Here is a 26,625-nt window from a genome sequence, read left to right as displayed (position 1 = left end):
CCTTGCATGATTGACGCCGCGTGATATGGATGATGGCGATATAGTTTAGCATTAAACTAAATTCGCGGCAGGGAGGGTGGCCATGACCGACAACCAGAACGATGCCCCGCGTCAGGCGGCGCTCGACTACCATGAATTCCCCAAGCCCGGAAAGCTGGAGATCCGCGCCACCAAGCCGATGGCCAATGGTCGCGACCTCGCGCGCGCCTATTCTCCGGGCGTCGCTGAGGCCTGTCTCGAGATCAAGACAGACCCCAAAACTGCCAGCCGCTACACCGCACGCGGCAATCTGGTGGGGGTCGTCACCAATGGCAGCGCGGTTCTGGGTCTTGGAAACATAGGCGCACTCGCCTCCAAGCCTGTGATGGAGGGCAAGGCCGTGCTCTTCAAGAAATTCGCCAATATCGACTGTTTCGATATCGAGCTGGACGAAACCGACCCCGAAAAGCTGGCCGAGATCGTCTGCGCGCTCGGACCCACATTCGGCGCGATCAACCTCGAAGACATCAAGGCCCCGGATTGTTTCATCGTTGAACGAATTTGCCGCGAGCGGATGGATATCCCGGTTTTCCATGATGACCAACACGGCACGGCCATTGTCGTGGGGGCGGCAGCCACCAACGCGCTGCATGTCGCGGGCAAGCGGTTCGAGGATATCAAGATCGCCTCGGCGGGTGGCGGTGCGGCGGGGATCGCCTGTCTCAACATGCTGCTCAAGCTCGGGGTCAAGCGCGAGAATATCTGGCTCTGCGATATTCATGGGCTGGTCTATGAGGGCCGGGCCGAGGACATGAACCCCGAAAAGGCTGCCTTCGCGCAGAAAAGCGACCTGCGCAGCCTCGATGAGGTGATCGCGGGGGCGGATCTGTTCCTCGGGCTGTCGGGTCCGAATGTCGTGACACCTGACATGGTGCGCAGCATGGCCAAGCGCCCGGTGGTCTTTGCCCTCGCCAACCCCAACCCCGAGATCATGCCGGATGCCGCGCGCGCGGCCGTCCCGGATGCGATCATCGCCACGGGCCGGTCGGATTTTCCCAATCAGGTCAACAACGTGCTGTGCTTCCCGTTCATCTTTCGCGGCGCGCTCGACGTGGGCGCGACCGAGATCAACGACGCGATGCAGGTGGCCTGCGTGCAAGGAATCGCCGAACTGGCCCGCGCCTCGACAAGCGCCGAAGCGGCCGCGGCCTATCGCGGCGAGCAGATGACATTTGGCGCTGATTACCTCATTCCCAAGCCGTTCGATCCGCGCCTGTCTGGCATCGTGTCCTCTGCCGTGGCCGGCGCCGCGATGGAGACCGGGGTCGCCGCGCGCCCGATTGCCGATCTGGAGCAATACAAGGCCGATCTGGATGCCAGCGTGTTCAAGTCGGCGCTGCTCATGCGCCCGGTCTTCGAGGCGGCACGCACCGCCGCCCGGCGCATCGTCTTTGCCGAGGGCGAGGATGAGCGCGTGTTGCGTGCCGCTCAGGCGATCCTGGAGGAAACCACCGAGCAACCGATCCTGATCGGTCGCCCCGACGTTATCGCCCGGCGCTGCGAGCGTGCGGGGCTCTCGATCCGCCCGGAGCGGGATTTCAACATCGTGAACCCGGAAAACGACCCGCGCTATCGCGATTACTGGGAAACCTATCACCGCGTCATGGCGCGGCGCGGTGTCACCCCCGACCTGGCTCGCGCGATCATGCGCACAAATACAACCGCCATCGGCGCGGTCATGGTGCAGCGCGACGAGGCCGATTGCCTGATCTGCGGCACGTTCGGGGAATTCCGCTGGCACATGAATTACGTCAATCAGGTGCTGGGCAGCGAGATGCATCATCCGCATGGTGCGTTGAGCCTGGTCATTCTCGAGGATGGGCCGCTCTTTATCGCTGATACGCATGTTCGAGTGCGCCCCGAGCCGGCCGACCTGGCCGAAACGGCGATCGGGGCAGCCCGCCATGTCCGCCGCTTCGGGATCGCGCCCAAGGTCGCCTTCTGCTCGCAATCGCAATTCGGCAATCAGCAAGACGAAGGCGGCAAGCGGCTGCGCGCGGCCCTGGTCCTGCTTGACGAGGCGCCGCGCGATTTCAGCTATGAGGGCGAGATGAATATCGACGCGGCCCTTGACCCCGAGTTGCGCGAGCGGCTTTTGCCCGGCAACCGGATGGAGGGGGCGGCGAATGTGCTGATCTTCGCCAATTCCGATGCCGCCTCCGGGGTGCGTAATATCCTCAAGATGAAGGCGGGTGGGCTCGAGGTTGGGCCGATCCTGATGGGGATGGGCAACCGCGCGCATATCGTGACGCCGTCGATCACCGCGCGGGGGCTGCTGAACATGGCGGCCATCGCGGGCACTCCGGTGGCGCACTACGGATAGAATCGCGGATTTGCAGTAAAATATTTGCACATTTGCAAATCCGTCTCAGTGTTTGAGCCGTGCGCATAAAATCTTGAGGTTTGCAAAAATTTGCAGACCCTAAACCCTGATTTCTGCAAAATTTCTGCGGCCTTGTGTCCCGAGGTCATCCATGACGCTTGCCCGATGGCAGGGTGATCCGTAACACATGTGCAACGGATCGGAGGAGGATACGATGGGATACAACGAGGTTTATGACCGCTCTATAGCGGACCCCGAGGGCTTCTGGCTGGACGAGGCGGACAAGATCGACTGGGTTCAAAAACCCTCCAAGGCCCTGTTTGACGACAACGCCCCGATTTACGAATGGTTCAGCGACGGGCTGGTGAATACCTGCTGGAACGCGGTGGACCGGCATGTCGAGGCCGGGCACGGTGCGCAGGCGGCGATCATCCACGACAGCCCTGTCACCGGCACCAAGCATCGGATCAGCTATGCGCAGCTGCGCAGCCGGGTGGCCCGTTTGGCGGGGGCGCTGCGCGCGAAGGGCGTGGATAAGGGCGACCGCGTCATCATCTACATGCCGATGGTGCCCGAGGCGCTCGAGGCGATGCTGGCCTGCGCGCGCATCGGCGCGGTGCATTCCGTGGTCTTCGGTGGGTTCGCCGCGCACGAGTTGGCGGTGCGGATCGACGATTGCACCCCCAAGGCGATCATCGCCGCCTCCGGCGGGATCGAGCCGGGGCGCGTTGTGCATTACAAGCCGCTGCTGGACGGTGCCATCGAGCAGGCCGCCCACAAGCCCGATTTCTGCGTGATCTTCCAGCGCGAGGAAGAGGTGGCCAAGCTCATCGAGGGCCGCGATTATGACTGGCACGCCTTTCAGTACGGGGTCGAGCCCGCCGAGTGTGTGCCGGTCGAGGGCAACCACCCGGCCTATATCCTCTACACCTCTGGCACCACTGGCGCGCCCAAGGGCGTGGTGCGGCCCACCGGCGGGCATCTGGTGGCGCTCAACTGGACGATGAAGAACATCTATAATGTCGATCCGGGCGAGGTGTTCTGGGCCGCGTCGGACGTGGGCTGGGTCGTGGGCCACAGCTATATCTGCTACGGGCCGCTCATCCACGGCAACACCACGATCGTGTTCGAGGGCAAGCCCGTCGGCACGCCCGACGCGGGCACGTTCTGGCGGGTCATTTCCGAGCATAAGGTAAAGAGTTTCTTCACCGCCCCCACGGCGCTGCGCGCGATCAAGCGTGACGACCCGGAGGCCAGGGAACTGCAGAACTACGACATCTCCTGTCTGCGCGCGCTCTATTTGGCGGGGGAACGCGCCGATCCCGATACGATCAACTGGGCTGCCGACAAGATGGGCGTGCCGGTCTATGACCACTGGTGGCAGACGGAAACCGGCTGGACCATCGCCGGTAACCCTGCAGGCGTCGAGGCGTTGTCGGTCAAGGTCGGCTCGCCCACCGTGGCGATGCCCGGCTACGACGTGCAGATCCTCGACGAGGGCGGACACGAGGTGCCGGCGGGCACGCTCGGGGCGATCGCGGTCAAGCTGCCGCTGCCCCCGGGCACGCTGCCGACCCTGTGGAACGCCGAAGACCGCTACCGCAAATCCTATCTCACCACCTTTCCCGGCTACTACGAAACCGGCGACGCGGGGATGAAGGACGAGGACGGCTATCTGTGGATCATGGCGCGTACCGATGATGTGATCAACGTCGCAGGTCACCGGCTCAGCACCGGCGCGATGGAGGAGGTTCTGGCCTCGCACCCGGACGTGGCCGAATGCGCGGTGATCGGGGTGAGCGACACGCTCAAGGGGCAGGCTCCGGTCGGCTTTGTCTGCCTGACCAAGGGCGTGAACCGCCCGCATGCCGAGGTGACTGCCGAATGCGTCAAGCTGGTGCGGGATCAGATCGGGCCCGTGGCCGCGTTCAAGCTGGCTGTGGTGGTGGACCGTCTGCCCAAGACGCGCTCGGGCAAGATTTTGCGCGCGATCATGGTCAAGATCGCCGACAGTCAGGATTACAAGATGCCCGCGACCATAGACGATCCGGCCATTCTGGATGAGGTCAAAGAGGCTTTGCAGGGCATCGGATTGGCGAAATAAGCGAACGCGCGCCGGAACAGCCCCGGCGCGCGCCTTGTGACGTCAGGCCGCCGCGCGGTCCATGTCGCGCAGGGCTGAAAGCATGTGCTCGGCCACCCCGGCAGAGGAATCGGGGTTCTGACCGGTCACGATCCGGTCGTCGCGCACCGCGAAGCCGCAGAAATCCTCGACACCGGATTCGAACTCCGCGCCTTGTTCGCGCAGCGCATCTTCGAGCAGGTATGGCACGACATCGGAGAGGCCCGCGGCACGCTCTTCGGAATTGGTGAAGCCGTTGACGCGCCGCCCCTTGATCAGCGGTGTGCCATCGCTGCGCTTGGCCTCGATCAACCCGGCCGGACCGTGGCACACCGCACCCACAACGCCGCCGTTTTCATGCACTGTTGCAACCGCCTTGGCCACCGCAGGGGTCTGGCGCAGATCCCACATGGTGCCATGCCCGCCGGGCAGGAACACCGCGTCATAATGTGACGCATCAACCTTGCTCACGGCGGCGGTGGCGTTCAGAGCCTGCATGGCCTGTTTGTCCTGCATGAACCGTGTCACGGCTTCGGCGCGCGCGCTCGGGTCCTCGTCGGATGAAGGATCGGCCGGGGGTTGACCGCCAAGCGGACTGGCCAGATCGACCTTATAGCCCGCATCGCGGAACGCCCAATATGGCACAGCCATCTCCTCCCAGTAAAAGCCGGTCGGCGCGCCGTCCTCTCCCATTCGGTCGCAGGATGTGAGGATCATCAGTATGCGTGTCATCTTGAACACTCCTTTTCGGTTCGGTTGGTTGTGTGACACCCGGGACTAGCCGTGGGCGTGATCTGTGTTGCGTGGGTCCATCATGCCTGCCTTGACGCCGAGGCGGATCAGGATGACGTTGACCGGGTAGGCGGCGATCAGCCCGCAACTCAGCGAGACGATCATCGAGGACCAGAACAGAACCTGACCTGGTCCTGCACTGCCTGCGAGCGTCAGGTCTACGCCAATCGCCACGATCTCCATGATGGTGATGCTTGGGGTTTCCGAATAGACCGCATCACGCGCCGCCTGACCAAAACTCGTGCCCTCCTGCATGAGCGGGCCGACGGTCAGCGCGAAACCCGCCGCGTAGGCAAAGGCAAAGGTGATGAGCGCGGTCGCCACGGTTGGTGCCGCCAGCACACCGACCGCCAGCGTGAGACCCACGATCTCACCCAACCCGCAGCCGGAATAGCAATGCGCCACCGACCGCGCCGCGCGGCGCCATTGGCCATCGGTGGCGATCTCCTTGCGACCCGACCACCAGTAGACCGAGAGGCCCAGAGGCCCGGAATAAAAGACCGTGAGCGCCCAGACCCATTTCATCAATGGCATGAGATGCGCATTGCGCATCCTCAAGTCTCTGATCACGATGGCGAGGCTGGGCACCATCAGAAGGGCCCAGGCTACCAGAAACCAGGGGCTTTGCAGAAGAGTAACGAATTCTGTGTAACTCTGCTTCATGTCCCGTCACGTAAGCAGGCACGCAGGTCTTTAAACCCTTGGGCAGACGTGGGGCGGATATGCGCTGATCACGCTTTTACCGGATCATACGAAACGCCGCGCTGGCCCGGTCGCTACGGAATACCCCGCGCGGGGCGTCCGCGCGGGGGCCAAAGCCCGGCAGGCCGGGCAGGAGGAGGACCGGTACTCGCCTAGGATGAACGCGCGCTCAGAACCGATACTTCAACGGGGCTTGGAACGAGGCTGGTCAGCGCGGCTGGATCGCTTTGACCCGGCGTGTCCCGCTCCTGATACGCAACACTCCCCATGATCATAAGACCTCCCAGAAGAAGTAACCTGACGGTGTTCTTGACCCGCATGACCGCGCTCCTCTTGATCCTGGCGTCACAGACCTGCACGTGGCAGGTGAGACCAGATTGTGGTGGCGCGCGCGGACAGGCAATAACGCGGGGTTGATATTGGATAACACAGGGTCTTTTCGCCGCGGTGCAATAGTTTATCTATGCTTTAGGAGATTGCCGATGCGCCTTGTTTTCATGACCCTTCTTGCCTGTCTGGTCTGTGCCATGCCCGAAACACCCCATGCCGGCCCAGACGTGAGCGGCTATGCTCCGCCGCCGCTTGGCGAATACCGTTTCATCAGTGATCAGGTGATGGGCGGTGTGTCCGAAGGCGAGGCGCAGGTCGAACGGGAGGGCGGCGTGCCGTATCTGCATTTGACCGGCACAGTCAGCACCGCCAATCGCGGTGGCTTTTTGCAGGCGCGGGTCAAGCTTGACGCACCGATTCCGCAGGAGGCACGGGGCGTTGTGTTGCGTGTCAGGGGTACGGGCGGGCGATATTTCGTGCATTTGCGCACGCGCGGCACGCTATTGCCCTGGCAATACTATCAGGCTGGTTTCGAGACGACGTCCGACTGGCAGGAGGTTCGCATTCCCTTCACAGCCTTTGCCGCCTCGGGTGCGCTCTTGCGCGATACGCCTGACCCCACGAGCGTCACCAGCCTTGCGGCAGTGGCCTATGGACGGGATCACGTGGCGGATTTGTCGTTTCGGTGGGTTGGGCTGTATTGAGCGGCGTGTGCACGGCGGACCGTGCCGGCGTCAGGTGAATTGCTCGCGCAGCAGCCTTTCCTCCAGACCATGGCCCGGATCGAACAGGATTCGATGTGTGACGCGGGTTTCCGAGCGGATTTCCACCCAAAGCACATTTTCGACCCACCGGCTGTCGGCATCCGCCATGACCGGGCGCTTTTCGGGGTCGATCACATCGAACCGTACCTGCGCGGTTTTCGGCAAGAGCGCCCCACGCCAGCGGCGCGGACGAAAGGCCGCCACCGCCGTCAGCGCAAGCACGTCCGAACCGATTGGCAGGATCGGACCGTGGGCGCTGTTGTTATAGGCTGTCGATCCGGCCGGTGTGGCGACGAGCGCGCCGTCGCAGACCAGCTCTTCCAGCCTTAGACGCCCGTCGATGCTGATCCGCAGCTTGGCCGCCTGCGGGCCTGCGCGCAACAGCGACACCTCATTGATCGCCAGCGCCTCGTGGATCGTGCCGTCGGGGGATTCCGCCGTCATGCTCAGAGGGTTGATTACCTCTTCTTCTGCAGCCGTAAGCCGCTCCATCAGGTCGGTTTCGCTGTATTCATTCATCAGAAAGCCGACGGTGCCGCGGTTCATGCCGTAAACCGGTGCGCCCAGGCCCTGGGTGCGGTGCAATGTGTGCAGCATGAACCCGTCGCCGCCAAGCGCCACGATGACATCTGCGTTCTCTTCAGGCACATGCCCAAAGCGTGCAACAAGCGCCGCGCGGGCGGTTTGTGCGACGGGCATGTCGCTGGCGACAAAAGCGATCTTGCGGCTCATGCCAAAGTCCTGTTTCCCAAAGGCGATGCATTGGCGTGGATCGAACCACAATTCCCGCACCAAGACCAGCCGTGCCGGTCCTGCAATTGAATTCGTCGCTTTACATTCTTTCAAAACGGACGAGTTTCCTTTAGGAAATCGAAAATTCACCCTCTGCCGGAGTTGTTCACATGCCCCATGACGGAAATCAGCCTGTAGCGGATAAAGGCTTTTTCACTGAATCTCTCGCCTCTCGCGATCCCGATCTTTTCGGGGCGATCCGACAGGAGCTGGGTCGTCAGCGCGACGAGATCGAGCTGATCGCCTCCGAGAACATCGTCTCTGCCGCCGTGATGGAGGCGCAGGGCAGCGTGATGACCAACAAATACGCTGAAGGATACCCGGGTCGGCGCTACTACGGTGGCTGTCAATATGTCGATATCGCAGAAAACCTCGCCATCGAGCGGGCCTGTGAACTGTTTGGCTGCGGTTTCGCCAACGTGCAGCCCAATTCGGGCAGTCAGGCCAATCAGGGCGTGTTCACGGCCTTGCTGAAACCCGGCGATACCATTCTGGGCATGAGCCTTGATGCCGGTGGGCACTTGACCCATGGCGCGGCGCCGAACCAGTCAGGCAAGTGGTTCAACGCGGTGCAATACGGCGTGCGCCGCCAGGATAACCTGATCGACTATGATCAGGTGCAGTCACTCGCCACCGAGCATCAGCCCAAGCTGATTATCGCCGGTGGCTCGGCCATCCCGCGCCAGATCGACTTTGCCAAGATGCGGGAAATCGCTGACTCGGTCGGGGCTTACCTGCATGTGGACATGGCGCATTTCGCCGGTCTCGTGGCCGCGGGCGAGCATCCCAGCCCGTTCCCGCATGCGCATGTGGCGACCACCACGACACACAAGACGCTGCGCGGGCCGCGCGGCGGCATGATCCTGACGAATGACGAGGCGCTGGCCAAGAAATTCAACTCGGCGATCTTTCCCGGCATCCAGGGCGGGCCGCTGATGCATGTGATCGCGGCCAAGGCCGTGGCGTTTGGAGAGGCGCTGCGCCCCGAATTCAAGACGTATATCCAACAGGTTGTCAAAAATGCGCAGGCGCTGTCGGATCAACTGATCAAGGGCGGGCTGGATACGGTGACCCACGGCACCGATACCCATGTCGTTCTGGTTGATCTGCGTCCCAAGGGCGTCACCGGCAATATCGTCGACAAGGCACTGGGCCGCGCGCACATCACCTGCAACAAGAACGGCGTGCCGTTCGACCCGGAAAAACCCACTGTGACCAGTGGGATACGGCTTGGCAGCCCGGCGGGCACGACGCGTGGTTTCGGCGAGGCGGAGTTCCGTCAGATCGCGGACTGGATCATCGAGGTGGTCGATGGTCTGGCGGCGAATGGCGAAGAGGGCAACGCCGCGGTCGAGTCCAAGGTGAAGGCCGAGGTCGAGGCGCTCTGCGCGCGCTTCCCGCTTTATCCGAACCTCTGAACCGGATCATAGATGATAAAACCCCGCGCTGCCTCTGTGCTGCGCGGGGTTCTTTTTATCTCAACGTTGAATTGCAGGTTTCCTAGCCTGCGCCCTGCCAGCGGATGAGGGCATAGATCAACCCGCCCAAGACCATCAGGTTCAGCACGATGCCACCCAAGAGACGCAAGACTGCCGTCTTACGCGCCTCGCGCGGGTCCAGCGTGTCGAGATAGCGATGCATATCGGTGAAGGCATTGTTCACGCCCGACATATCCAGAACCCGGGCAAGTTTGGGATGGGCCATCCAGTCTTGCGCGCCGAGGATAATCTGACCGGCCCGGCGTTGGCGACGGGGCAGACGCCGCCCGGCGCGGCGCAACTGTCGCTCGAGCGTCGCACCGCGCAGGCGCATCCTGTCCGATAGTGCGGTTTGCAGTCGCACAACTTTCGCCTGAAACTCTTCTGTATCAATCACTTGGTCGCCCCTTTGGCCAGAGTGTAGCGGTCTGTTGCGGGTCGCTCAAGGGGGCTGGTCATTGATCCTGCGGGGCGATATTCAAGTCCTATGTTGAACCGGATCGAACATGGTGCACCGACTGACAGGCCCGGTCTAGTGATCGTTCACGGACTTTATGGCTCGGGTCGGAACTGGGGGGTGATCGCGAAACGCCTCGCGGACAGCCGTCATGTGGTTGCCGTGGATCAACGCAATCACGGGGCAAGTCTCTGGTTTGACACGCACTCCTACGAGGACATGGCCGCCGATCTGGCCGAGGTGATCGAGGATATCGGTGCCCCCTGCGACGTCCTGGGGCATTCGATGGGGGGCAAGGCGGCGATGGTGCTGGCGCTGACGCGGCCCGATCTGGTCAACAGCCTGATCGTGGCAGATATTGCGCCTGTCGCCTATGAGCACACCCAGATACAGTATATCGAGGCGATGAAAGCGGTGGATCTGTCGCGGGTCGAGCGGCGCTCTGACGCCGCCGAACAATTGCGCGAGACGGTGGACAACCCCGCGCTTGTCCCATTTTTCTTGCAGGCGATCGACGTGACCGAGAAACGCTGGTTGCTGAACCTCGACACGTTGGCGCGCGAGATGCCGAAGATCCTGAGCTTTCCCGAGATGTCAGAGTCTTATGACGGGCGCACCCTGTTCCTGAGCGGCGCGGAGTCGGACTATGTCGGGCGCGCGCATCGCGACCGGATCAAGGCGCTGTTCCCAGCGGCGCAATTCGCCAAAATCCCCGGCGCGGGCCATTGGCTGCATGCCGAGAAGCCGCGCGAATTCGAGGCGGCAGTGCGCACATGGCTTGAGGGCTGAGCGCGGTGATCAGCCGTCCTCGTAGAGCATTTTCGTCACCACCCATGTCACCGGAATGGCCGCGATAAAGCCGAGGGCGGCGGCGATCAGGATCGGGATCAGCGTGTCCTGTCCTATCACGAGAGCCGCGATGACGGCGGATCCCGCGATGGTGGAGCCGATGAAAAGATGCAGGATGAAACCAAGGCGCAGCATGGGGTTCTCCGGGTCTGAGGATCGTTGCGGCGATTATTAGGCGCGGTTTTCGGTGCGCGCCTTGATCTGGGTCACGATTGTCCGGATTTACAGGCGCGGGTCGCGCGGGCTATCCTTGTCGGATTGCTACATGCGGGAGACGCCCCATCACCGATAAACGCAGCCATGTGGACAAGGTCCTCGAACAGTCGCAATCGGCCTCGGCCCCGGCGCGGTCGCGGGTGGTTGCGTCGTGGCGGCGCTCGATGCTCACGCATGGGCTGGACCCCGCAGAGCGGCGCGCGCCCGAACGGGTGGAGGAGACCGAGTTGCGGCAGCGGCAGGCGGGGTTGGAGCAGTTCCTGCAAGTGGCCGCGCCGAAGCTGGATCAACTTTTCGGTCTGCTGGGACATTCGGGCTGTGCGGTGCTGCTGACCGATGCCGAGGGGGTTGTGCTCGATCAGCGCTGTGCCGAGGGAGATGCGTCGATCTTCGAGGATTGGGGGCTGTGGCAGGGGGCCGACTGGTCCGAGGCGGCAGAGGGCACCAACGGGATCGGCACCTGCATCGCCGAGGATCGCCGCGTCATCATCCATCGCGACGAGCATTTCCTGGCGCGCAACACCGCGATGAGCTGCATGGATGCGCCGATCTACGGGGCCGATGGCCGCATCATGGCGGCGCTCGACGTGTCCTCGGCGCGGTCGGATCAGACCGAGGCATTCAACCGGCTGATTGGCGCAATGGTGGCGCAGACCGCGCGGCAGATCGAGGCCGACAATTTCCGCGCCGCCTATCCGCGCGCCCGCATCCTCTATGCCGACCATGACGACAGCGAGGCGGCGATGCTGCTGGCGGTGGATGGCGACGATATCGTCGTGGGGGCCACACGTGCCGCGCGCAAGGCGTTCGGTCTGGGGCAGGCGGTGGCGATCCGACCGGTGCCCGCGAGCGATATTTTCGGCCGTGAGGACGGGCCACGCGGCTTTGAGAAAGCCGAGCGCGCGGCGGTGATTCGGGCGCTGGCACGGGCCGGGGGCAATGTCTCGGAGGCCGCGCGCGCGCTCGGGATCGGACGCGCGACGCTCTATCGGCGGATGAAACGGCTGGGTTTCAACGAAAGCATCGGCGACCTGTCTCAGGATTGAGACAGGTGCGCCCGCCCGTCCTCCGCGCATGGGGTGACGCGGGGTGGTGTGGTGCGCAGGGTAGCCTCATTCCCCGGCGGAGGACCGGGGACAACCGGAGGAAACCCAATGAACGAGATGACACAGGTGGCGGGCCAGCAGGGCGCGCCCTTCAAATCCCATTACGACAATTTCATCGGCGGCGCGTTCGTGCCCCCCGTGAACGGGCGCTATTTCGAGAATATCACGCCCATCACCGGCGCGGTCGTCTGCGAGGTGGCGCGCTCGGACGCGGCGGATGTGGAACTGGCGCTCGATGCCGCCCATGCCGCAAAGGACGCCTGGGGCCGGACCTCGGCCACCGAACGGTCGAACATCCTGCTCAAGATCGCCGATGTCATGGAGGCCAATCTTGAGATTATCGCGCAGGCCGAGACATGGGACAACGGCAAGCCCATCCGCGAGACGATGGCCGCCGATATTCCGCTGGCGGTTGACCATTTCCGCTATTTCGCAGGCGTTTTGCGCGGGCAGGAAGGCAGCATGTCCGAGATCGACCAGGATACGGTCGCCTATCACTTCCACGAGCCGCTTGGCGTCGTGGGGCAGATCATCCCGTGGAATTTCTCGATCCTGATGGCGGCGTGGAAGCTCGCGCCGGCGCTGGCGGCGGGCAATTGCATCGTGCTGAAACCGGCGGAACAGACGCCTGCCGCGATCATGGTTCTGGCCGAACTGATTGACGATCTGCTGCCTGCGGGCGTGCTCAACATCGTCAACGGCATGGGGGCCGAGGTGGGCGCGCCGCTCGCGAGATCGCCGCGCATCGCCAAAATCGCCTTTACCGGCTCGACCGAGACCGGGCGCAAGATCATGCAGGCCGCGACCGAGAACCTCATCCCCGTCACGCTGGAGCTGGGCGGCAAGTCGCCCAACATCTTCTTTTCCGACGTGATGGCGCAGGATGATGCCTTCCTCGACAAGGCGGTCGAGGGGTTCGTGCTTTTTGCCTTCAATCAGGGTGAGGTCTGCACCTGCCCGAGCCGCGCGCTTATTCAGGAGGATATCTACGAGGAATTCATCGCCCGCTGCATCGCGCGCGTTAAGGCGATCAAGCAGGGCGATCCGCGCGACCCCGAAACGATGGTGGGCGCACAAGCGAGCGCCGAGCAGCAGGACAAGATCATGTCCTACCTGACCATCGGTGTCGAAGAGGGGGCCGAGGTGCTGGTCGGCGGGCAGGCCGCGCGCTTCGACGGTGACCTCTCGGGCGGCTATTACGTGCAGCCCACGATTCTCAAGGGGCACAACAAGATGCGGGTGTTTCAGGAGGAAATCTTCGGCCCCGTCGTCAGCGTCACCACCTTCAAGGACGAGGCCGAGGCGCTCGCCATCGCCAATGACACGATGTACGGGCTTGGGGCCGGTGTCTGGACCCGCGACGGCAGCCGCGCCTACCGCTTTGGCCGCGCGATCGAGGCGGGGCGTGTCTGGGTCAACAACTATCACGCCTATCCGGCACATGCGGCCTTTGGCGGCTACAAGCAGTCTGGCGTCGGGCGCGAGAACCACAAGATGATGCTCGACCACTATCAGCAGACCAAGAACATGCTGGTCAGCTACAATCCCAACAAGCTCGGTTTTTTCTGAGGCTGTAAGCGTAACGAGTGCTGGCCGTCGGGGAAACCCGGCGGCCTTTTTCGTGGGGCGGCATGGGGGTTTGCGGGCCGTGCTGCGGGGCTATAAAGAAGACAAAGACAAATGGGAGAGACGCGACATGAAATGGCTGATGATCGGGCTTGTCGCCTGCACGGGTCTGGCTGCCTGCGAGACGGTGCAAGGTGCCGGGCGCGACCTGCAGAACGCAGGCCGCGCGGTGGAGCAGGCCGCAGAGTAAGCCGGTCTCAGACCTCGGGTTTCGAGGGATCTGGGATCAGGCCGCCTTCTTGGGTGTGATCGAAATTCGGGTCCTTGCGCTTGACCCGGCGGGAGATCAGATAGGCCAACGGCCATGCGGCAAGCGCGCCCACAGCGGCAGCGCCGCCAATGGCGGGCCAAGTGTAGTAGCCGAATGCCATAACGGTGATGACCAGCCCGCCTACGGTTACGGGCCCGGTGGCAAGGGTGAGATACAGACTCAGACGGTCCATGATGGTCCTCCTTTCGCTGTACCCTTAGACGTGGGAATGTAGGAGGGGCCGTGTCAAGGGGGGCGCTAGATGCGCTTCTTGACGAACTCCGTCAGGATCACGATGCGCTGGCCTTCGACGCGGCCTTCGATGTGGGCCGGATTGTCGGGAACAAGCGAGATGCCGCGTACCGCCGTGCCGCGCTTGGCGGTGAAACTGGCGCCTTTTACGGGCAGGTCCTTGATCAGCACCACGGTATCGCCCTGCATCAGCGGTACGCCGTTGCTGTCGCGATGGCCGCTATCACGGGCGATGTTCTCGACCCAGGCGCGGGTGTCGTCATCGAGCCAGAGCTGCCCCGCCAGATCGCGCGCCCAGTCGTGCTCTGAAAGGCGGTCCAGCATGCGCGCGGCGAGGACCTGCGTGGCGGCATTCTCGGACCACATCGCGGCGGCAAGACAGCGCCAGTGGTCGGGGTCGGGCGTACCCGTGATCTGGTCCGTACAGGTTCCACAGAGCGCGGCACTCGCCCCGTCCGGGCCGCCGGTCACGGGGGTGTCTGTCAGCGGGGCATCGGCAGAGCAAAGCGCACAGGTCATGGGAGAGATGTCCGGGATACGGGATGTGTTGCCACCGCTATAGGCGCAATGCAGCGGCGGGGGAAGGGGATAACCCACCTATGCGAGCGGTGCGGGATGGCGGTTTGGCAGCCATCCTAAAGGGGCGTTGGACATCCGTGACATCACGCCCCCAAACCCTCAATCATCCATCTTCAATGCCGAAATGAACGCCTCCTGCGGGATCTCCACCCGTCCGAACTGGCGCATCTTCTTCTTGCCGGCCTTCTGCTTTTCCAGCAGCTTCTTCTTCCGCGTGGCATCGCCGCCATAGCATTTCGCCGTCACGTCCTTGCGCAGCGCCGAGAGTGTCTCGCGGGCGATGACCTTGCCGCCGATGGCCGCCTGAATGGGGATCTTGAACATGTGGCGGGGGATCAGGTCTTTCAGTTTCTCGCACATCGCCCGCCCGCGCTGTTCGGCGCGGTCGCGGTGGACCATCATCGACAACGCATCGACCGGCTCGTCATTGACGAGGACCTGCATCTTCACGAGATTGTCGGCGCGGTAGCCTTCGAGCTGATAATCGAAGGATGCATAGCCCTTGGTCACCGATTTCAGCCGGTCGTAGAAGTCGAACACCACCTCGTTCAAGGGCAGGTCGTAGACCACCATCGCGCGGGCCCCGGCATAGGTCATATCAAGCTGAATGCCGCGCCGGTCCTGGCAAAGCTTGAGCACGTCGCCGAGATACTCGTCGGGCACCAGGATCGTCGCCTTGATGCGCGGCTCCTCGACATGGTCGACATGGCTGGGGTCGGGCATGTCGGCGGGGTTGTGCAATTCGCGTTCTTCGCCATCCTTCATGAAGAGGTGATATACGACCGAAGGCGCGGTGGTGATCAGTTCGATATCGTACTCGCGCTCGACCCGGTCGCGGATCACCTCAAGATGCAGTAGCCCCAGAAAGCCGCAGCGGAAGCCGAACCCGAGCGCGGCGGAACTTTCCATCTCGTAGCTGAAGGAGGCGTCGTTCAGCGCCAGTTTCTCGATCGCGTCGCGCAGGTCTTCGAACTGCGCGGAATCGACCGGGAAGAGGCCGCAGAACACCACCGGCACCGAGGGTTTGAAGCCCGGAAGCGCCTTGTCGCAGGGGCGTTTGACATGGGTGATTGTGTCGCCGACGCGGGTGTCGCGGACCTGCTTGATCGAGGCGGTGATGAAGCCGATCTCGCCCGGACCCAATTCATCGACCACGGTCATGGCCGGGCGGAACACGCCGATGCGCTCGACATTGTAGGTGGCATCGGTCTGGAGCATGCGAATCCGGTCGCCCTTTTTCATCACGCCGTCCATGATCCGCACCAGCACGACCACGCCAAGATAGAGGTCGTACTTGCTGTCCACCAGCATCGCCTTGAGCGGCGCGTCGCGGTCGCCTGCGGGCGGCGGAAGGTGGGCGATGATCGCCTCCAGCACCTCGCGGATGCCTTGGCCCGTCTTGGCTGAAACCGGTATCGCGCCCGAGGCGTCGATGCCGATCACCTCTTCGATCTGTTCCGCCACCCGGTCGAGATCCGAGGCGGGCAGGTCGATCTTGTTGAGCACCGGCACCAGCTCGTGACCCGCGTCGATCGCCTGATAGACATTGGCCAGCGTTTGCGCCTCGACACCCTGCGTGCTGTCGACCACCAGGAGCGAGCCCTCGACCGCGCGCATCGAGCGGCTGACCTCGTAGGAGAAATCCACGTGACCGGGCGTGTCGATCAGGTTGAGCACGTATTGCTGACCGTCGTCGGACGAATAGTCGATGCGGACGGTGTTGGCCTTGATGGTGATGCCGCGCTCGCGCTCGATATCCATACTGTCGAGCAACTGCTCTTTCATGTCCCGTTCGGCGACCGTGTCCGTCATCTGGATCAGCCGGTCGGCAAGGGTGGATTTACCGTGGTCGATATGCGCCACGATGGAGAAATTGCGGATGTGCGAGAGCGGTGTCATGGCTCTCGCATATGTATGGGAATGGGGGGTTGGTCAAGGTGGATTGCGGGAATGGGGCGCCTGAGCCGCATGGATTCCGCGCGCGTCGGAGGGGCGATATGTGATAGGCTCGGATCAGGCAGACAAGGAGGCGATCATGGCGGAGGTCAAGGCGGTGTCGGTGCGTGTCGAGGGCCGGGTGCAGGGAGTGAGCTTTCGCGCCTGGACGCAGGTCGAAGCGCAGGGGCGCGGGCTGTCTGGCTGGGTGCGCAACGCGGCCGATGGCTCTGTTCTGGCGCATCTGGAAGGGCCGGGCGCAGAGGTCGACGCGATGCTTGCGGCGCTGCACAAGGGCCCGCCTGCGGCGGTCGTGCGTGCGGTGACGGTGGATGACGCGGCACCCGAGGGCGCGTCGCATTTCGATATCCGGCGGTAACGGTGGGGAGTCGGGCGGTGGGTCAGTTTGGCCTGAACCCGACATACGCACCACCCGCGCGAAACGCACCGAAGGTGCCGCGCGATCGCAGGGCCGTCCCGCGGCCTGGCGATTTGATAGCTTGCGCAACGTGTTGAGTTCAGGATGACTTGGCTGGGATAAAGTGCGGGCATCAGCCGTTGCGTCGCCAGTCCCCGGCCCTGCGACCGCGCGGCACCTTCTGGCGGGGTGCTATGTCCGCTTCAGGCCAACACCTCCCTCGCCGCTCAGTCCCGCGTGCCTGAGAAACGCGCCTGCCAATCCTCGCGCTGATCATCGGCGATCTTGGAAAAGAGCACCTCGGGCACCTCGAAGGCATGGCCGGGGGCGAGGACACCAAGCTTGCCGGGCACGTCATCGGGCCAGTGGGTATCCTCGGTCTTTATCGCCGCCAGCATTGCGGCGGCGGCATCGGGAATGAACGGGGCCGAGAGCACCGCGTAAAGCCGGATGAGGTTGAGCGCGAGGCGAATCTGCATCGCGGCCTGTTCGGGGTCGGTCTTGAAGGTGGACCACGGCGCGGCCTCTTGCAGGTATTCGTTGCCCTCAACCCAGATCGCGCGCAGCGCGGTGGCGGATTTACGCACCTCCATCGCCTGCATGTGGCCCTCGTACTCGCGGATGCGGTTGGTGAGACGTGCGATCAGCGCTTCTTCCTGCGCGCCGTAAGCCCCGCCCTCGGGCACCTCTTCGCCGAATTTGGAACGGCAGAACTTGGTCACGCGGGAGACGAAATTGCCAAGGACATCGGCCAGATCCTTGTTCACCGAGGCCTGGAAATTCTCCCATGTGAACTCGGCATCCGAGCTTTCGGGCGCGTGGCTCAGCAGCCACCAGCGCCAGTAATCGGCGGGCAGGATTTCGAGCGCCTGATCCATGAACACGCCGCGCCCGCGCGAAGTGCTGAACTGGCCGCCATCGTAATTGAGGTAGTTGAACGACTTGATGTAATCCACCAGCTTCCAAGGCTCGGCTGAGCCGAGGATCGTGGCCGGAAAGCTGAGCGTGTGGAACGGCACGTTATCCTTGCCCATGAACTGGGTATAGGTGACGTCATCGGCGCCCTTGTCGGTGCGCCACCAGCGTTGCCAATCGGTGCCGTTGCCCGCTTCGACCCATTCCTGCGCGCAGGCGATGTATTCGATGGGGGCGTCGAACCAGACGTAGAACACCTTGCCCTCCATTCCGGGCCAGTCTTCGTCTCCACGCTTGACCGGAATGCCCCAGTCGAGATCACGGGTGATGCCGCGATCCTGTAGCCCGTCGCCATCATTGAGCCATTTCTTGGCGATTGAGGTGGTGAGGATCGGCCAGTTTGTCTTGCTATCGATCCAGGCTTCCAACTCGTCTTTCATCTGCGACTGGCAGAGATAGAGATGCTTGGTCTCGCGCATCTCCAGATCGGTCGCGCCCGAGATCACCGAGCGGGGGTTGATCAGATCGACGGGATCAAGCTGCTTGGTGCAATTGTCGCATTGATCGCCGCGCGCGGACTCGAAGCCGCAATTGGGGCAGGTGCCCTCGATGTAGCGGTCAGGCAGGTAGCGCCCGTCGGTGGGTGAATACATCTGGGTTTCCGAAACCTCGCGGATCAGCCCCTGTTCATGAAGGCGCTTCGCGAAATACTGGGTCAGGCGATGGTTCTGCGGGCTCGACGAGCGACCGAAATGATCGAAGCTCAGGCGGAAGCCGTCGGAAAGGCGCTTTTGCACCTGCCACATCTCGGCGCAATACTCGGCCACCGGCTGGCCTGCCTTTGCGGCGGCGAGTTCGGCTGGGGTGCCGTGCTCGTCGGTGGCGCAGAGGAACAGCACCTCATCGCCGCGCGCGCGGCAGTAGCGGGCGAAAAGATCCGCAGGAAGCTGCGAACCCACCAGATTGCCGAGATGCTTGATCCCGTTGATATAGGGAATCGCCGAGGTGATCAGATGACGTGCCATCGGGTGTGTCTGCCTTTGCCGGACCGCGTTCTTGCCCACGCGTTTACCTGTCTCGCGCCCAAAGGGCCAGAGGGCGCGCCCGGGCGTGCCGCATATTTGCGCAAGCCGGTGATTTGCCGGGTTAGGAGCCGCGAAACCGGTTTGACGCGCGCGCCCGGTCAGTGGTAGCGGCGCCGGCATACGGGCGGCGCGCGCCCGCAATGTCAGGCAAGAGGAAAGCCCGCCATGTTCAAGGTTCTGGGATCGGTCTGGGCGCTGTTGCTGGGCATGACACTGATCATGATCGGCAACGGCATGCAGGCCACGCTGATGGGTGTGCGCGGCGGCATCGAAGGTTTCGGCACGCTGCAACTGTCGGTCATCACCTCTGCCTATTTCCTTGGCTTCCTGGTGGGCAGCCGGGTGACGCCCGAGATGATCCGCCGGGTTGGGCATGTGCGGGTCTTTGCTGCGCTCGGGTCGTTCATCTCGGCGGGGCTGATTGCCTTTCCGGTGCTGACCGATCCATATAGCTGGACGGTGATCCGCATCCTGCTCGGGTTTTGCCTGTCGGGCGTGTATGTCACCGCCGAAAGCTGGCTTAACAATGCCGCGACCAACACCACCCGGGGCAAGATCCTGTCGGCCTATATGATCGCTCAGACCACTGGCATCATCGCGGCGCAAGGGCTGATGAACCTGGGTGAGGCGGCCGGATATTTCCTTTTTGTTGTGCCGTCGATCCTGGTGTCGCTGAGCTTTGCGCCGATCCTGTTATCGGCGACGCCGACGCCCGCCTTCGAGACCGACAAGCCGATGACCCTGCGTCGGCTTTATGAAAGCTCGCCGCTGGCCAGTGTCGGGATGCTGATCCTTGGCGGGATTTTCGCGGCGCAGTTCGGCATGGCCTCGGTCTATGGGGCCGAGGCGGGGCTGAGCGTGGGGCAGATCAGTGGATTCGTGGCGTCGATCTTTACCGGGGCGATGGTGTTTCAGGTGCCGGTGGGCTGGCTTTCGGACCGGCTGGACCGGCGGCTGCTGATCCTGGGCGTATCGGCGGTGGGCGCGGTCAGCACCGGGGTCGGCGCGTTTCTGGGGGTGGATTTCGAAACGCTGCTGGTGCTGGGCTTTGTCATTGGGGGCATGGCGTCGCCGCTTTATTCGCTGTTCATCGCCTATACCAACGATTTCCTCCAGATCGAGGACATGGCCGCCGCCTCGGGGGGGCTGGTCTTCGTCTACGGGATGGGGGCGATTGTCGGACCTGTGGCCACCGGGCAGTTGATGAACGTGGTCGGGCCGCACGGGTTCTGGCTGTTTCTTGCGGGGCTGTTCACGCTGATCGCGGTCTATGCGGCATGGCGGATGACGCGGCGGCCCTCGGTGCCGGTGGACGAGACCGGCGCCTATCTCGGGGTCAGCCCGACAGGCTCGCCGGTGGCGCTGGCCGCAGCACAGGAGTGGTATGTGGATACGGCCGAAGAGACCGCTGAGGACGAGGCGCGCGAGGTGTGAGGCGCGCGCCGGCAAGCGGCGAATGGCCGTCGCCGCGAACGATGGTCAGGGCCCGGACATCACCGTGATCTGCATCGCGATGGCGCAGGCGTAGAGGCCGAGCAGCGCCATGCTCTCGGCCCCGATCCGGGCCGGTCCGACGCGTTGGCGCAGGACCAGCCCCCCCAGCAGGACGGCGGTCATCAGGATGGCGGTGAGGTTCCAGAACTGGTCCCCTGCGCCTGCCGCATGGTAGAGCGAGCCATCGCGGAACGAGATATCCGCCGCGCTCAGGAACAGCGTGTCGAAGCTGTTGCCGCCGATGATCCCGCCGACCGCCAGTTGCAACGCGCCGCGCCGCACAGCGGCGACGGTGGTCACGAGTTCTGGAAAGGACGTCACCACGGCAGTCGCGAGGGCCCCGACCAGCGATTCTGACAATTCGAGGCGCCCGGTGAGTGTCCCGGCTGTCTTGGCGATGACCCATCCGGCGATGCCCATGATCAGCATGAGCAGGGCGAGGTCGAGGAAAAGCCGCCCTGTGCTTTTCCGGCGATCGGCTTCGGGCTCTGGTTCGGGCAGGTCCTCGCGTGTCTCGGCGGTGGATACGGGCTGCCACATTGGCTTTTCGCGCAGCGCGCGGGTGGCAATGAGCCCGCTGACATAGACAATCGGTATGATCAGCGAGACCGGATGAATGGCAAGAAACGTGGTCTCTGCCCAGTTTGATGCGAGCAGTGGCAGCGTCAGCAGCACGATCAGCGTGATCGACTGGAAAATATTGCCGAGATCGGCCGCAGCATGTTCCAGATTGGCCTTGCGATAGACCAGATCGGCGATGGCGAGAAAGGCGGTCTGGGCGGCAATGCCACCGATCCCGTTGGAATAGGCAAGCGACGCCTGCCCGTCGAGCGCGGCGGTGATCGACACGATGGTGCCGCTCAGGGACGTAGCCGCGCCTAGCAGAACAGCGCCGGCGAGGGCCTCGCCGATGCCGGTCCGGTCGGCCAGTCTGTCCACCAGCCGGGTGATGCGAAGGCCGGTGAACAGTACGATAACCGCCCCCAGCAGGAAGCCTGCGACCAGATATGGGGTCGACCAGCTGGCAAGCATCGGGCGCGGTCCTTTTCCGTCTCAAGCATGGGCGAGCCTGTCCGGCATTCTCGAAGCAGCCGGTTCCATGCTCAGCGTATCATCCTTGTGCATTGGCTTGAAGATCGTCGATGCGACGGGTGCGCCGTGAGGGAGGGCGGTGCGGATCAGATCAGGGTGCGTTCGCGGCTGATCATCGCCGCGTGCGCGCGATTGCGGGCACCCTGTCGGATCGCATGGACGAGATGCGCCGGGATTTCGACTGGCTGGTCAGCGACCGCATGATCGAACAGGCGGTGGACATGGCGCGTCTTGGCCAGAGCCATGACAGCATCGCACAGACCACCGGCGTCAGCAGCGCCGAACTTGACGCGATCCGGAAACTGCGTCGTCACTAAGCCATTATACGGTCGGCCCCAGACATGGCCGGCAGTCCTGCCTGAGGATCGCCACCCGCTCTGCCATTGCCTTTCGGAGAAAAGTGAACTTATCTCCCCGACAAGGTAGCAGCGACAGGAAAAGGGAGGGCTGACGTCATGGCGCGCACGGTTATTATCGAAGAGGCAGGCGGCCCCGAGGCACTCAAACTCGTTGATCGCAAGGTAGGTGAACCGGGACCGGGCGAAATCCGCATTCGGCACAAGGCCTGCGGTCTGAATTTCATCGATGTTTATCAGCGCACCGGTCTCTATCCGCTTACCCTGCCGCATGCGCTGGGAATGGAGGCCGCAGGTGTTGTCGAGGCCGTGGGCGAGGGCGTCACCCATCTCAAGGAAGGCGACCGCGCCGCCTATGCCGCGACCCCGCCGGGGGCCTATTGCGAGGCGCGGGTCATGCCCGCTGCACAGGTCTGCCCGCTGCCGGATGGCATTTCGTTCGAGGACGCGGCTTCGATCATGTTGCAGGGGATGACGGTCGAATATCTTTTTCACCGGGTTTGGCCACTGGAGACAGGGCAGACCGTGCTCTTTCATGCCGCCGCCGGCGGCGTGGGCCTTCTGGCCTGTCAGTGGGCGCGCTCTGAGGGGATCAGGTTGATCGGAACTGCGGGAACAGACGAGAAATGTCAGCTTGCACTCGATAACGGCGCCTCGGCCTGCATCAACTATCGCGACAAGGATTTCGTGGCCGAGGTCAAGGCGCTGACCGATGGCGTAGGTGTCGATGTGGTGATGGACGGCGTCGGCAAGGATACGTTCGAGCGCTCGCTTGATTGTCTCAAGCCGCTCGGGATGATGATGTCCTTCGGGAATGCCTCGGGTCCGGTCGAGCCGGTGAGCCTTTTGACGCTCGCTGCCAAGGGATCGCTGAAACTTACGCGGACCACGCTGTTCACCTTCCTTGCCGATCATGCGCGCTGTCAGAACATGGCGCAGCATCTCTTCGACAAGGTCGAGAGCGGGGCGATCAACGTCAATATCGGGCAGACCTTTCCGCTCGAGGAGATCACCGAGGCGCATCGCGCGCTCGAAGGGCGGCTAACCACCGGATCGACGATCCTGACGCTTTGATTGAACCGTGCTGAGATCAATGCCGATCCGACGTTGCGGCTGGAAGGGATGGTGCCCGGGTGTCAGCTCGCCCGGCACCTCCCAAATCTTCGATAACATTCTGTAAGATATGGTGAGTATGCTGCGCCCGCTCGTGATCATGTTACGGGTTGGAAACCATTTGTTACATAAACTGCAAGATGTTGCCGATGTCTTTTGGCGGCAATATCGGAGGGTTTAGGCATGCGCCCACGGCGCGCGATGCTGGGTGTTGGGCGGGGCTGTCGGGTGTTGTCCTGAACGGTGCCGTTATGGCCCGCCATGCGGATTTCCATCGCAACTGGACGCGGCTTTGACGGTGGCGGCGCAGGGCCTGATGGTCACTGGCAATTTTACAAGATTGCCCCTGCTTTGGTGGTCCCGGGAAGCCGCCTGTTGAGCCGGATTAAGTAACTGTAATATAATACAATATATGATTTCTTTGTGGCGGGGTATACTACTGGAAACACGCGTTTCGCGGGTCACGCTGATGGTGCCGCACGCGGTGGAAAGGTGCATGATCCGGTGGGCCAGGGGGCATCAGGTTTGCGTTTCGGGGGCGTGGTCGTGGCATTCGCATGCGCCCGCTCGGAAGGCGGAGCAGCGGCCGACAGTTCGGCACCGTGCCCGATCGCCTGCTGCGTGCTGGTTTCGCGGCTTTTTCGTGACGCGCCCGGCCCGATTGAGCCCGTTGGCCCTGACTTGACCTGAAACCTCGGCTTGTGCCAGTAGAACGCCACATGCGATACACTTGGTGTTATGACGTGAGAACCGAAGATATTCGGAAACCAAACAAGGATAATTGAGATGCAGGCGACAGGCAGTTCGCACGCCCTCGCTTTGCGACGGGCAGACTTCCCGACTCTGAAAGAGGCACTCGACTATGCCGCGCAGGGGACGACCGGCGTCAACTTCTACAACGCCAGGGGCGAAGTCTATGCCAGTTCGACATATGCCGACCTTCAGCAAGACGCCATCGCGCTTGCGCGTCGCCTGCTGGGACTGGGCCTAGAGCCCGGAGCGCGGGTCGCGCTCGTTGCAGAGACGTCACTGCATTTCGTGCGGTTTTTCTGGGCCTGCCAATATGCCGGGCTGGTGCCCGTGCCGCTGCCTGCCACGATGCATATCGGTGGTCACGCGGGCTATGTTGCACAACTGCGCGGCCTGATCGAGAATTGCGGCGCTTCGGTGGCGATGGCCCCCGCGGAATGGATGCCATTCCTCGAAGAAGCGAAGGCCGATATCGACCTGACCTTTGTCGGCACGCCCGAAGATTATGATGAGTTGGTTTCGGCCTCGCAGGACCTGCCAGAGATCGCCCCCGACAGTATCGCCTATATCCAGTACACATCAGGTAGCACCCGTTTCCCGCGTGGTGTCGTGATTGATCAGGCCACCGTGCTGGCGAATATCCAGGACATGTCGACCCACGGCCTGAAGATGACACCCGAGGATCGGTTCGGTTCGTGGCTGCCATTCTATCATGACATGGGCCTTGTCGCCTTCATCATGATGCCGATGGCGACGCAACGGTCGGTGGATTTTCTTGGCACCCAGGATTTCGCGATGCGGCCGCGCAAGTGGTTGGAAATGATGTCGGCCAACCGCACCACGATCACCTCCGGCCCTCCGTTCGGCTATGATCTGGCCGCGATGCGGGTGCGCCCGAGCGATGCTGAAAAGTGGGACCTGAGCGCGCTGCGCGTTGCCTGCGTGGGCGCCGAGATGATCAATCCCGAGCCGCTGCAACGCTTTGCAGAGGCGCTGGCGCCTGCCGGGTTCAAGTCGACCGCGTTCCTGCCGTGCTACGGCATGGCCGAATGCTCGCTTGGTATCAGCTTTGCCGGGTTGGATGAGGAACTCAAGATCGACTACGTCGATGCCGAGAACATGCAGCATGAGAATGTGGCAGAGCCTCTCAACCCCGAAGCGGCTCTGAAGGAAAAGCGCCGCGTCGCGCGCTACGTCGATTGTGGCGCATTGCTGCCCAGCTTCGACATCGCGATCCGCGACGAGGATGGCAACGACCTGCCCGAGCGTCGTGCCGGTGTTGTCCACCTGCGCGGCCCCAGCGTGATGAGCCGCTACTTCCGCGAAGAGGCGATGACGCGCGAGACGCTGAGCGCGGATGGTTGGCTCAATACCGGGGACATCGGGTACATGGCCGATGGCCGTCTGTTCGTGACCGGGCGCAAGAAGGACATGATCATCATTCATGGCCGCAATATCTGGCCAGAGGATCTGGAATACATCGCCAAGACGCAGCCCGGTGTGAACTACACCGACGCCGCCGCGTTCTCGGTGCCGTCGGAGAAGGATCAGCAGGAGACCGCTGTTCTTGTGGTGCAATGCCGCGAGCGTGACGAGATCAAGCGCGCGCGTCTGGTCAAGACCATCGCGTCGCTGGTGCGTTCGGAATACGGGATCGACTGCATCATCGAACTGGTTCCCACCCGCACCTTGCCACGTACCTCGTCGGGCAAGCTGGCGCGGGCGCGGGCGCGGCTCGATTTCCTTGGGCGGCGACGTGCAGCGGGAGTGGAGGTCAAACCCGAGGCCATCGACACCGCGCCGGTGGATCACGACAGGGCACCGATCCGTAATATCGCATGAGCACAGCCGTTGCCGTGACCGGTGCGTCAGGCTTTGTCGGGCAGGCCCTTGTCGCACATCTGCTTGCGTGTGGGCGTCCGGTCAGGGCGCTGGTGCACCGGCAAGCTATTGCGATCAGTCACCCTGATCTGGTGACCGTGACAGGGGGGCTTTCTGACGCGGCGGCGCTCGGAGATCTTATGGATGGGGCCGGTTCGATCATCCATCTCGCCGGGCGTGTACGTGGCCGCGATGACGCGGATTTCATGCCCGTCAACGCCGAGGGCGTCGCGCGTGTTGCCAGCGTGGCGCGGGAAAGTTCATCAGTCGCGCGCTTTGTCCTGGTCTCGTCATTAGCCGCGCGTGAGCCCGCGCTGTCCCCCTATGCGGCAAGCAAGCGGGCGGGCGAGGCGATGCTGGCAGAGGTCGCCGAAGGCAGTGAGCTGCGCTGCGCGGTTCTGCGCCCCCCAGCGATCTACGGACCCGGCGACAAAGAGCTTTTGCCGCTCTTGCAATTGATGGCGCGTGGGGTCGTGCCGATGCCGGGGGTCGTGGGGGCGCGTGCCTCGCTCTTGCATGTCAACGACCTGGCGAACGCCGCGGTCAAACTTCTGGACAGCCCGGCGCAGGGTACTTATGAACTCCACGATGGTCACGATGCCGGATACAGCTGGGAAGAGATCGCGACGATCGTCGAGAGCGTGGCAGGTCGGGGTCGCGGCTGGCACCTGAAGCTGCCCGAGGGCGTACTGCGATCCGTTGCCGCGATAAATCTGCTAGCGGCCCGTCTCTTCGGCTACCTGCCGATGATGACGCCCGGCAAGATCAACGAGCTTCGTCACCCTGACTGGGTGTGCGACAACACGGAAATAACACTGGCCACCGGCTGGCAGCCGAATATCTCTCTGCAGGACGGTCTGTCTCCGCTCTTGCCGGGACGCACTGTGAAACCCTTGTGAAGGTAAATCG

24 protein-coding genes are annotated in these 26,625 nt (G+C 63.1%); 14 read left to right on the top strand and 10 right to left on the bottom strand.

Going from position 1 to position 26,625, the window contains the following annotated elements; genetic code table 11:
- Positions 1-82: 82 nt before the first annotated feature.
- Positions 83-2,362, top strand: a complete 2,280-nt coding sequence (locus PVU19_RS17805; RefSeq protein ID WP_050661466.1) for an NADP-dependent malic enzyme — start codon at positions 83-85, stop codon at positions 2,360-2,362.
- Between the two features lie 214 nt (positions 2,363-2,576).
- Positions 2,577-4,466, top strand: coding sequence for a propionate-CoA ligase PrpE (prpE, locus tag PVU19_RS17800; RefSeq protein ID WP_050661529.1), 1,890 nt, complete (start codon positions 2,577-2,579; stop codon positions 4,464-4,466).
- A gap of 42 nt (positions 4,467-4,508) precedes the next feature.
- Here prpE and PVU19_RS17795 read toward each other — a convergent pair whose 3' ends face one another.
- Positions 4,509-5,216, bottom strand: a complete 708-nt coding sequence (locus PVU19_RS17795; RefSeq protein WP_050661528.1) for a type 1 glutamine amidotransferase domain-containing protein — start codon at positions 5,214-5,216, stop codon at positions 4,509-4,511.
- Positions 5,217-5,261: 45 nt separating this feature from the next.
- Positions 5,262-5,939, bottom strand: coding sequence for a DUF4396 domain-containing protein (locus PVU19_RS17790; protein ID WP_050661465.1), 678 nt, complete (start codon positions 5,937-5,939; stop codon positions 5,262-5,264).
- Positions 5,940-6,475: 536 nt separating this feature from the next.
- Between PVU19_RS17790 and PVU19_RS17785 the strand changes: the two genes are divergently transcribed.
- Positions 6,476-7,012 carry a CIA30 family protein gene (locus PVU19_RS17785; protein WP_274789832.1) on the top strand — a complete coding sequence of 179 codons (537 nt, stop codon included), beginning with the start codon at positions 6,476-6,478 and terminating at the stop codon, positions 7,010-7,012.
- A 30-nt stretch (positions 7,013-7,042) separates the two neighbouring features.
- Here PVU19_RS17785 and PVU19_RS17780 read toward each other — a convergent pair whose 3' ends face one another.
- A complete protein-coding gene (locus PVU19_RS17780; protein WP_050661527.1) occupies positions 7,043-7,804 on the bottom strand; it encodes an NAD kinase in 762 nt (253 codons plus the stop codon).
- A 170-nt stretch (positions 7,805-7,974) separates the two neighbouring features.
- Here PVU19_RS17780 and glyA point away from each other — a divergent pair, with 170 nt between their 5' ends.
- The gene (glyA, locus tag PVU19_RS17775) at positions 7,975-9,282 is read left to right on the top strand and encodes a serine hydroxymethyltransferase (RefSeq protein WP_050661463.1); all 1,308 of its coding nucleotides are present in this window, start codon (positions 7,975-7,977) and stop codon (positions 9,280-9,282) included.
- An 82-nt stretch (positions 9,283-9,364) separates the two neighbouring features.
- Here the strand turns inward: glyA and PVU19_RS17770 are convergent, their stop codons facing one another.
- Positions 9,365-9,739: a hypothetical protein gene (locus tag PVU19_RS17770; protein ID WP_050661462.1), complete on the bottom strand. Its 375-nt coding sequence runs from the start codon at positions 9,737-9,739 to the stop codon at positions 9,365-9,367.
- Between the two features lie 90 nt (positions 9,740-9,829).
- Between PVU19_RS17770 and PVU19_RS17765 the strand changes: the two genes are divergently transcribed.
- On the top strand, positions 9,830-10,588 hold the full coding sequence (locus tag PVU19_RS17765; RefSeq protein WP_050661461.1) for an alpha/beta fold hydrolase: 759 nt from the start codon (positions 9,830-9,832) through the stop codon (positions 10,586-10,588).
- Positions 10,589-10,597: 9 nt separating this feature from the next.
- On the opposite strand, the gene PVU19_RS17760 is transcribed toward PVU19_RS17765, so the two are convergent.
- The gene (locus PVU19_RS17760; RefSeq protein ID WP_050661460.1) at positions 10,598-10,783 is read right to left on the bottom strand and encodes a hypothetical protein; all 186 of its coding nucleotides are present in this window, start codon (positions 10,781-10,783) and stop codon (positions 10,598-10,600) included.
- A 245-nt stretch (positions 10,784-11,028) separates the two neighbouring features.
- Between PVU19_RS17760 and PVU19_RS17755 the strand changes: the two genes are divergently transcribed.
- The 3 genes from PVU19_RS17755 (at position 11,029) to PVU19_RS17745 (ending at position 13,786) form a co-directional block, all read left to right on the top strand.
- Positions 11,029-11,910 carry a GAF domain-containing protein gene (locus PVU19_RS17755; protein WP_050661526.1) on the top strand — a complete coding sequence of 294 codons (882 nt, stop codon included), beginning with the start codon at positions 11,029-11,031 and terminating at the stop codon, positions 11,908-11,910.
- A 108-nt stretch (positions 11,911-12,018) separates the two neighbouring features.
- A complete protein-coding gene (adh, locus tag PVU19_RS17750; RefSeq protein WP_050661459.1) occupies positions 12,019-13,539 on the top strand; it encodes an aldehyde dehydrogenase in 1,521 nt (506 codons plus the stop codon).
- 127 nt (positions 13,540-13,666) lie between these two features.
- Positions 13,667-13,786, top strand: coding sequence for an entericidin A/B family lipoprotein (locus tag PVU19_RS17745; RefSeq protein ID WP_139194539.1), 120 nt, complete (start codon positions 13,667-13,669; stop codon positions 13,784-13,786).
- A 7-nt stretch (positions 13,787-13,793) separates the two neighbouring features.
- On the opposite strand, the gene PVU19_RS17740 is transcribed toward PVU19_RS17745, so the two are convergent.
- The 3 genes from PVU19_RS17740 to lepA form a co-directional block, all read right to left on the bottom strand.
- Complete coding sequence (locus PVU19_RS17740) at positions 13,794-14,039, bottom strand: hypothetical protein (protein WP_050661458.1); 246 nt, start codon at positions 14,037-14,039, stop codon at positions 13,794-13,796.
- 65 nt (positions 14,040-14,104) lie between these two features.
- Positions 14,105-14,617 carry an alkylphosphonate utilization protein gene (locus PVU19_RS17735; RefSeq protein ID WP_050661457.1) on the bottom strand — a complete coding sequence of 171 codons (513 nt, stop codon included), beginning with the start codon at positions 14,615-14,617 and terminating at the stop codon, positions 14,105-14,107.
- A 159-nt stretch (positions 14,618-14,776) separates the two neighbouring features.
- On the bottom strand, positions 14,777-16,576 hold the full coding sequence (gene lepA, locus PVU19_RS17730; RefSeq protein WP_050661456.1) for a translation elongation factor 4: 1,800 nt from the start codon (positions 16,574-16,576) through the stop codon (positions 14,777-14,779).
- A 136-nt stretch (positions 16,577-16,712) separates the two neighbouring features.
- Here lepA and PVU19_RS17725 point away from each other — a divergent pair, with 136 nt between their 5' ends.
- The gene (locus PVU19_RS17725; RefSeq protein ID WP_050661525.1) at positions 16,713-16,991 is read left to right on the top strand and encodes an acylphosphatase; all 279 of its coding nucleotides are present in this window, start codon (positions 16,713-16,715) and stop codon (positions 16,989-16,991) included.
- Positions 16,992-17,257: 266 nt separating this feature from the next.
- Here the strand turns inward: PVU19_RS17725 and metG are convergent, their stop codons facing one another.
- The gene (gene metG, locus PVU19_RS17720) at positions 17,258-18,970 is read right to left on the bottom strand and encodes a methionine--tRNA ligase (protein WP_050661524.1); all 1,713 of its coding nucleotides are present in this window, start codon (positions 18,968-18,970) and stop codon (positions 17,258-17,260) included.
- Between the two features lie 225 nt (positions 18,971-19,195).
- Between metG and PVU19_RS17715 the strand changes: the two genes are divergently transcribed.
- On the top strand, positions 19,196-20,464 hold the full coding sequence (locus PVU19_RS17715; protein WP_050661455.1) for an MFS transporter: 1,269 nt from the start codon (positions 19,196-19,198) through the stop codon (positions 20,462-20,464).
- 45 nt (positions 20,465-20,509) lie between these two features.
- Here the strand turns inward: PVU19_RS17715 and PVU19_RS17710 are convergent, their stop codons facing one another.
- Positions 20,510-21,556 carry a sodium:calcium antiporter gene (locus PVU19_RS17710; RefSeq protein WP_050661454.1) on the bottom strand — a complete coding sequence of 349 codons (1,047 nt, stop codon included), beginning with the start codon at positions 21,554-21,556 and terminating at the stop codon, positions 20,510-20,512.
- 119 nt (positions 21,557-21,675) lie between these two features.
- On the opposite strand from PVU19_RS17710, the gene PVU19_RS17705 reads away from it, so the two are divergent.
- The 4 genes from PVU19_RS17705 (at position 21,676) to PVU19_RS17690 (ending at position 26,615) form a co-directional block, all read left to right on the top strand.
- Positions 21,676-21,933 (top strand): hypothetical protein, encoded by a 258-nt coding sequence (locus PVU19_RS17705; protein ID WP_200901840.1) that lies wholly within the window; start codon positions 21,676-21,678, stop codon positions 21,931-21,933.
- 138 nt (positions 21,934-22,071) lie between these two features.
- Positions 22,072-23,046: a quinone oxidoreductase family protein gene (locus PVU19_RS17700; RefSeq protein ID WP_050661452.1), complete on the top strand. Its 975-nt coding sequence runs from the start codon at positions 22,072-22,074 to the stop codon at positions 23,044-23,046.
- 825 nt (positions 23,047-23,871) lie between these two features.
- Positions 23,872-25,677: a fatty acyl-AMP ligase gene (locus tag PVU19_RS17695; RefSeq protein ID WP_050661451.1), complete on the top strand. Its 1,806-nt coding sequence runs from the start codon at positions 23,872-23,874 to the stop codon at positions 25,675-25,677.
- Positions 25,674-26,615, top strand: coding sequence for an NAD-dependent epimerase/dehydratase family protein (locus PVU19_RS17690; protein ID WP_074786395.1), 942 nt, complete (start codon positions 25,674-25,676; stop codon positions 26,613-26,615). The genes PVU19_RS17695 and PVU19_RS17690 overlap by 4 nt, the downstream gene beginning before the upstream one ends.
- Positions 26,616-26,625 lie beyond the last annotated feature (10 nt).

The organism is Roseovarius tolerans, from assembly GCF_028885395.1.
Lineage (GTDB): Bacteria > Pseudomonadota > Alphaproteobacteria > Rhodobacterales > Rhodobacteraceae > Roseovarius > Roseovarius tolerans.
The sequence above is the reverse complement of the archived record's forward strand: the minus strand, read 5'-3'. Positions and strand labels throughout refer to the sequence as shown.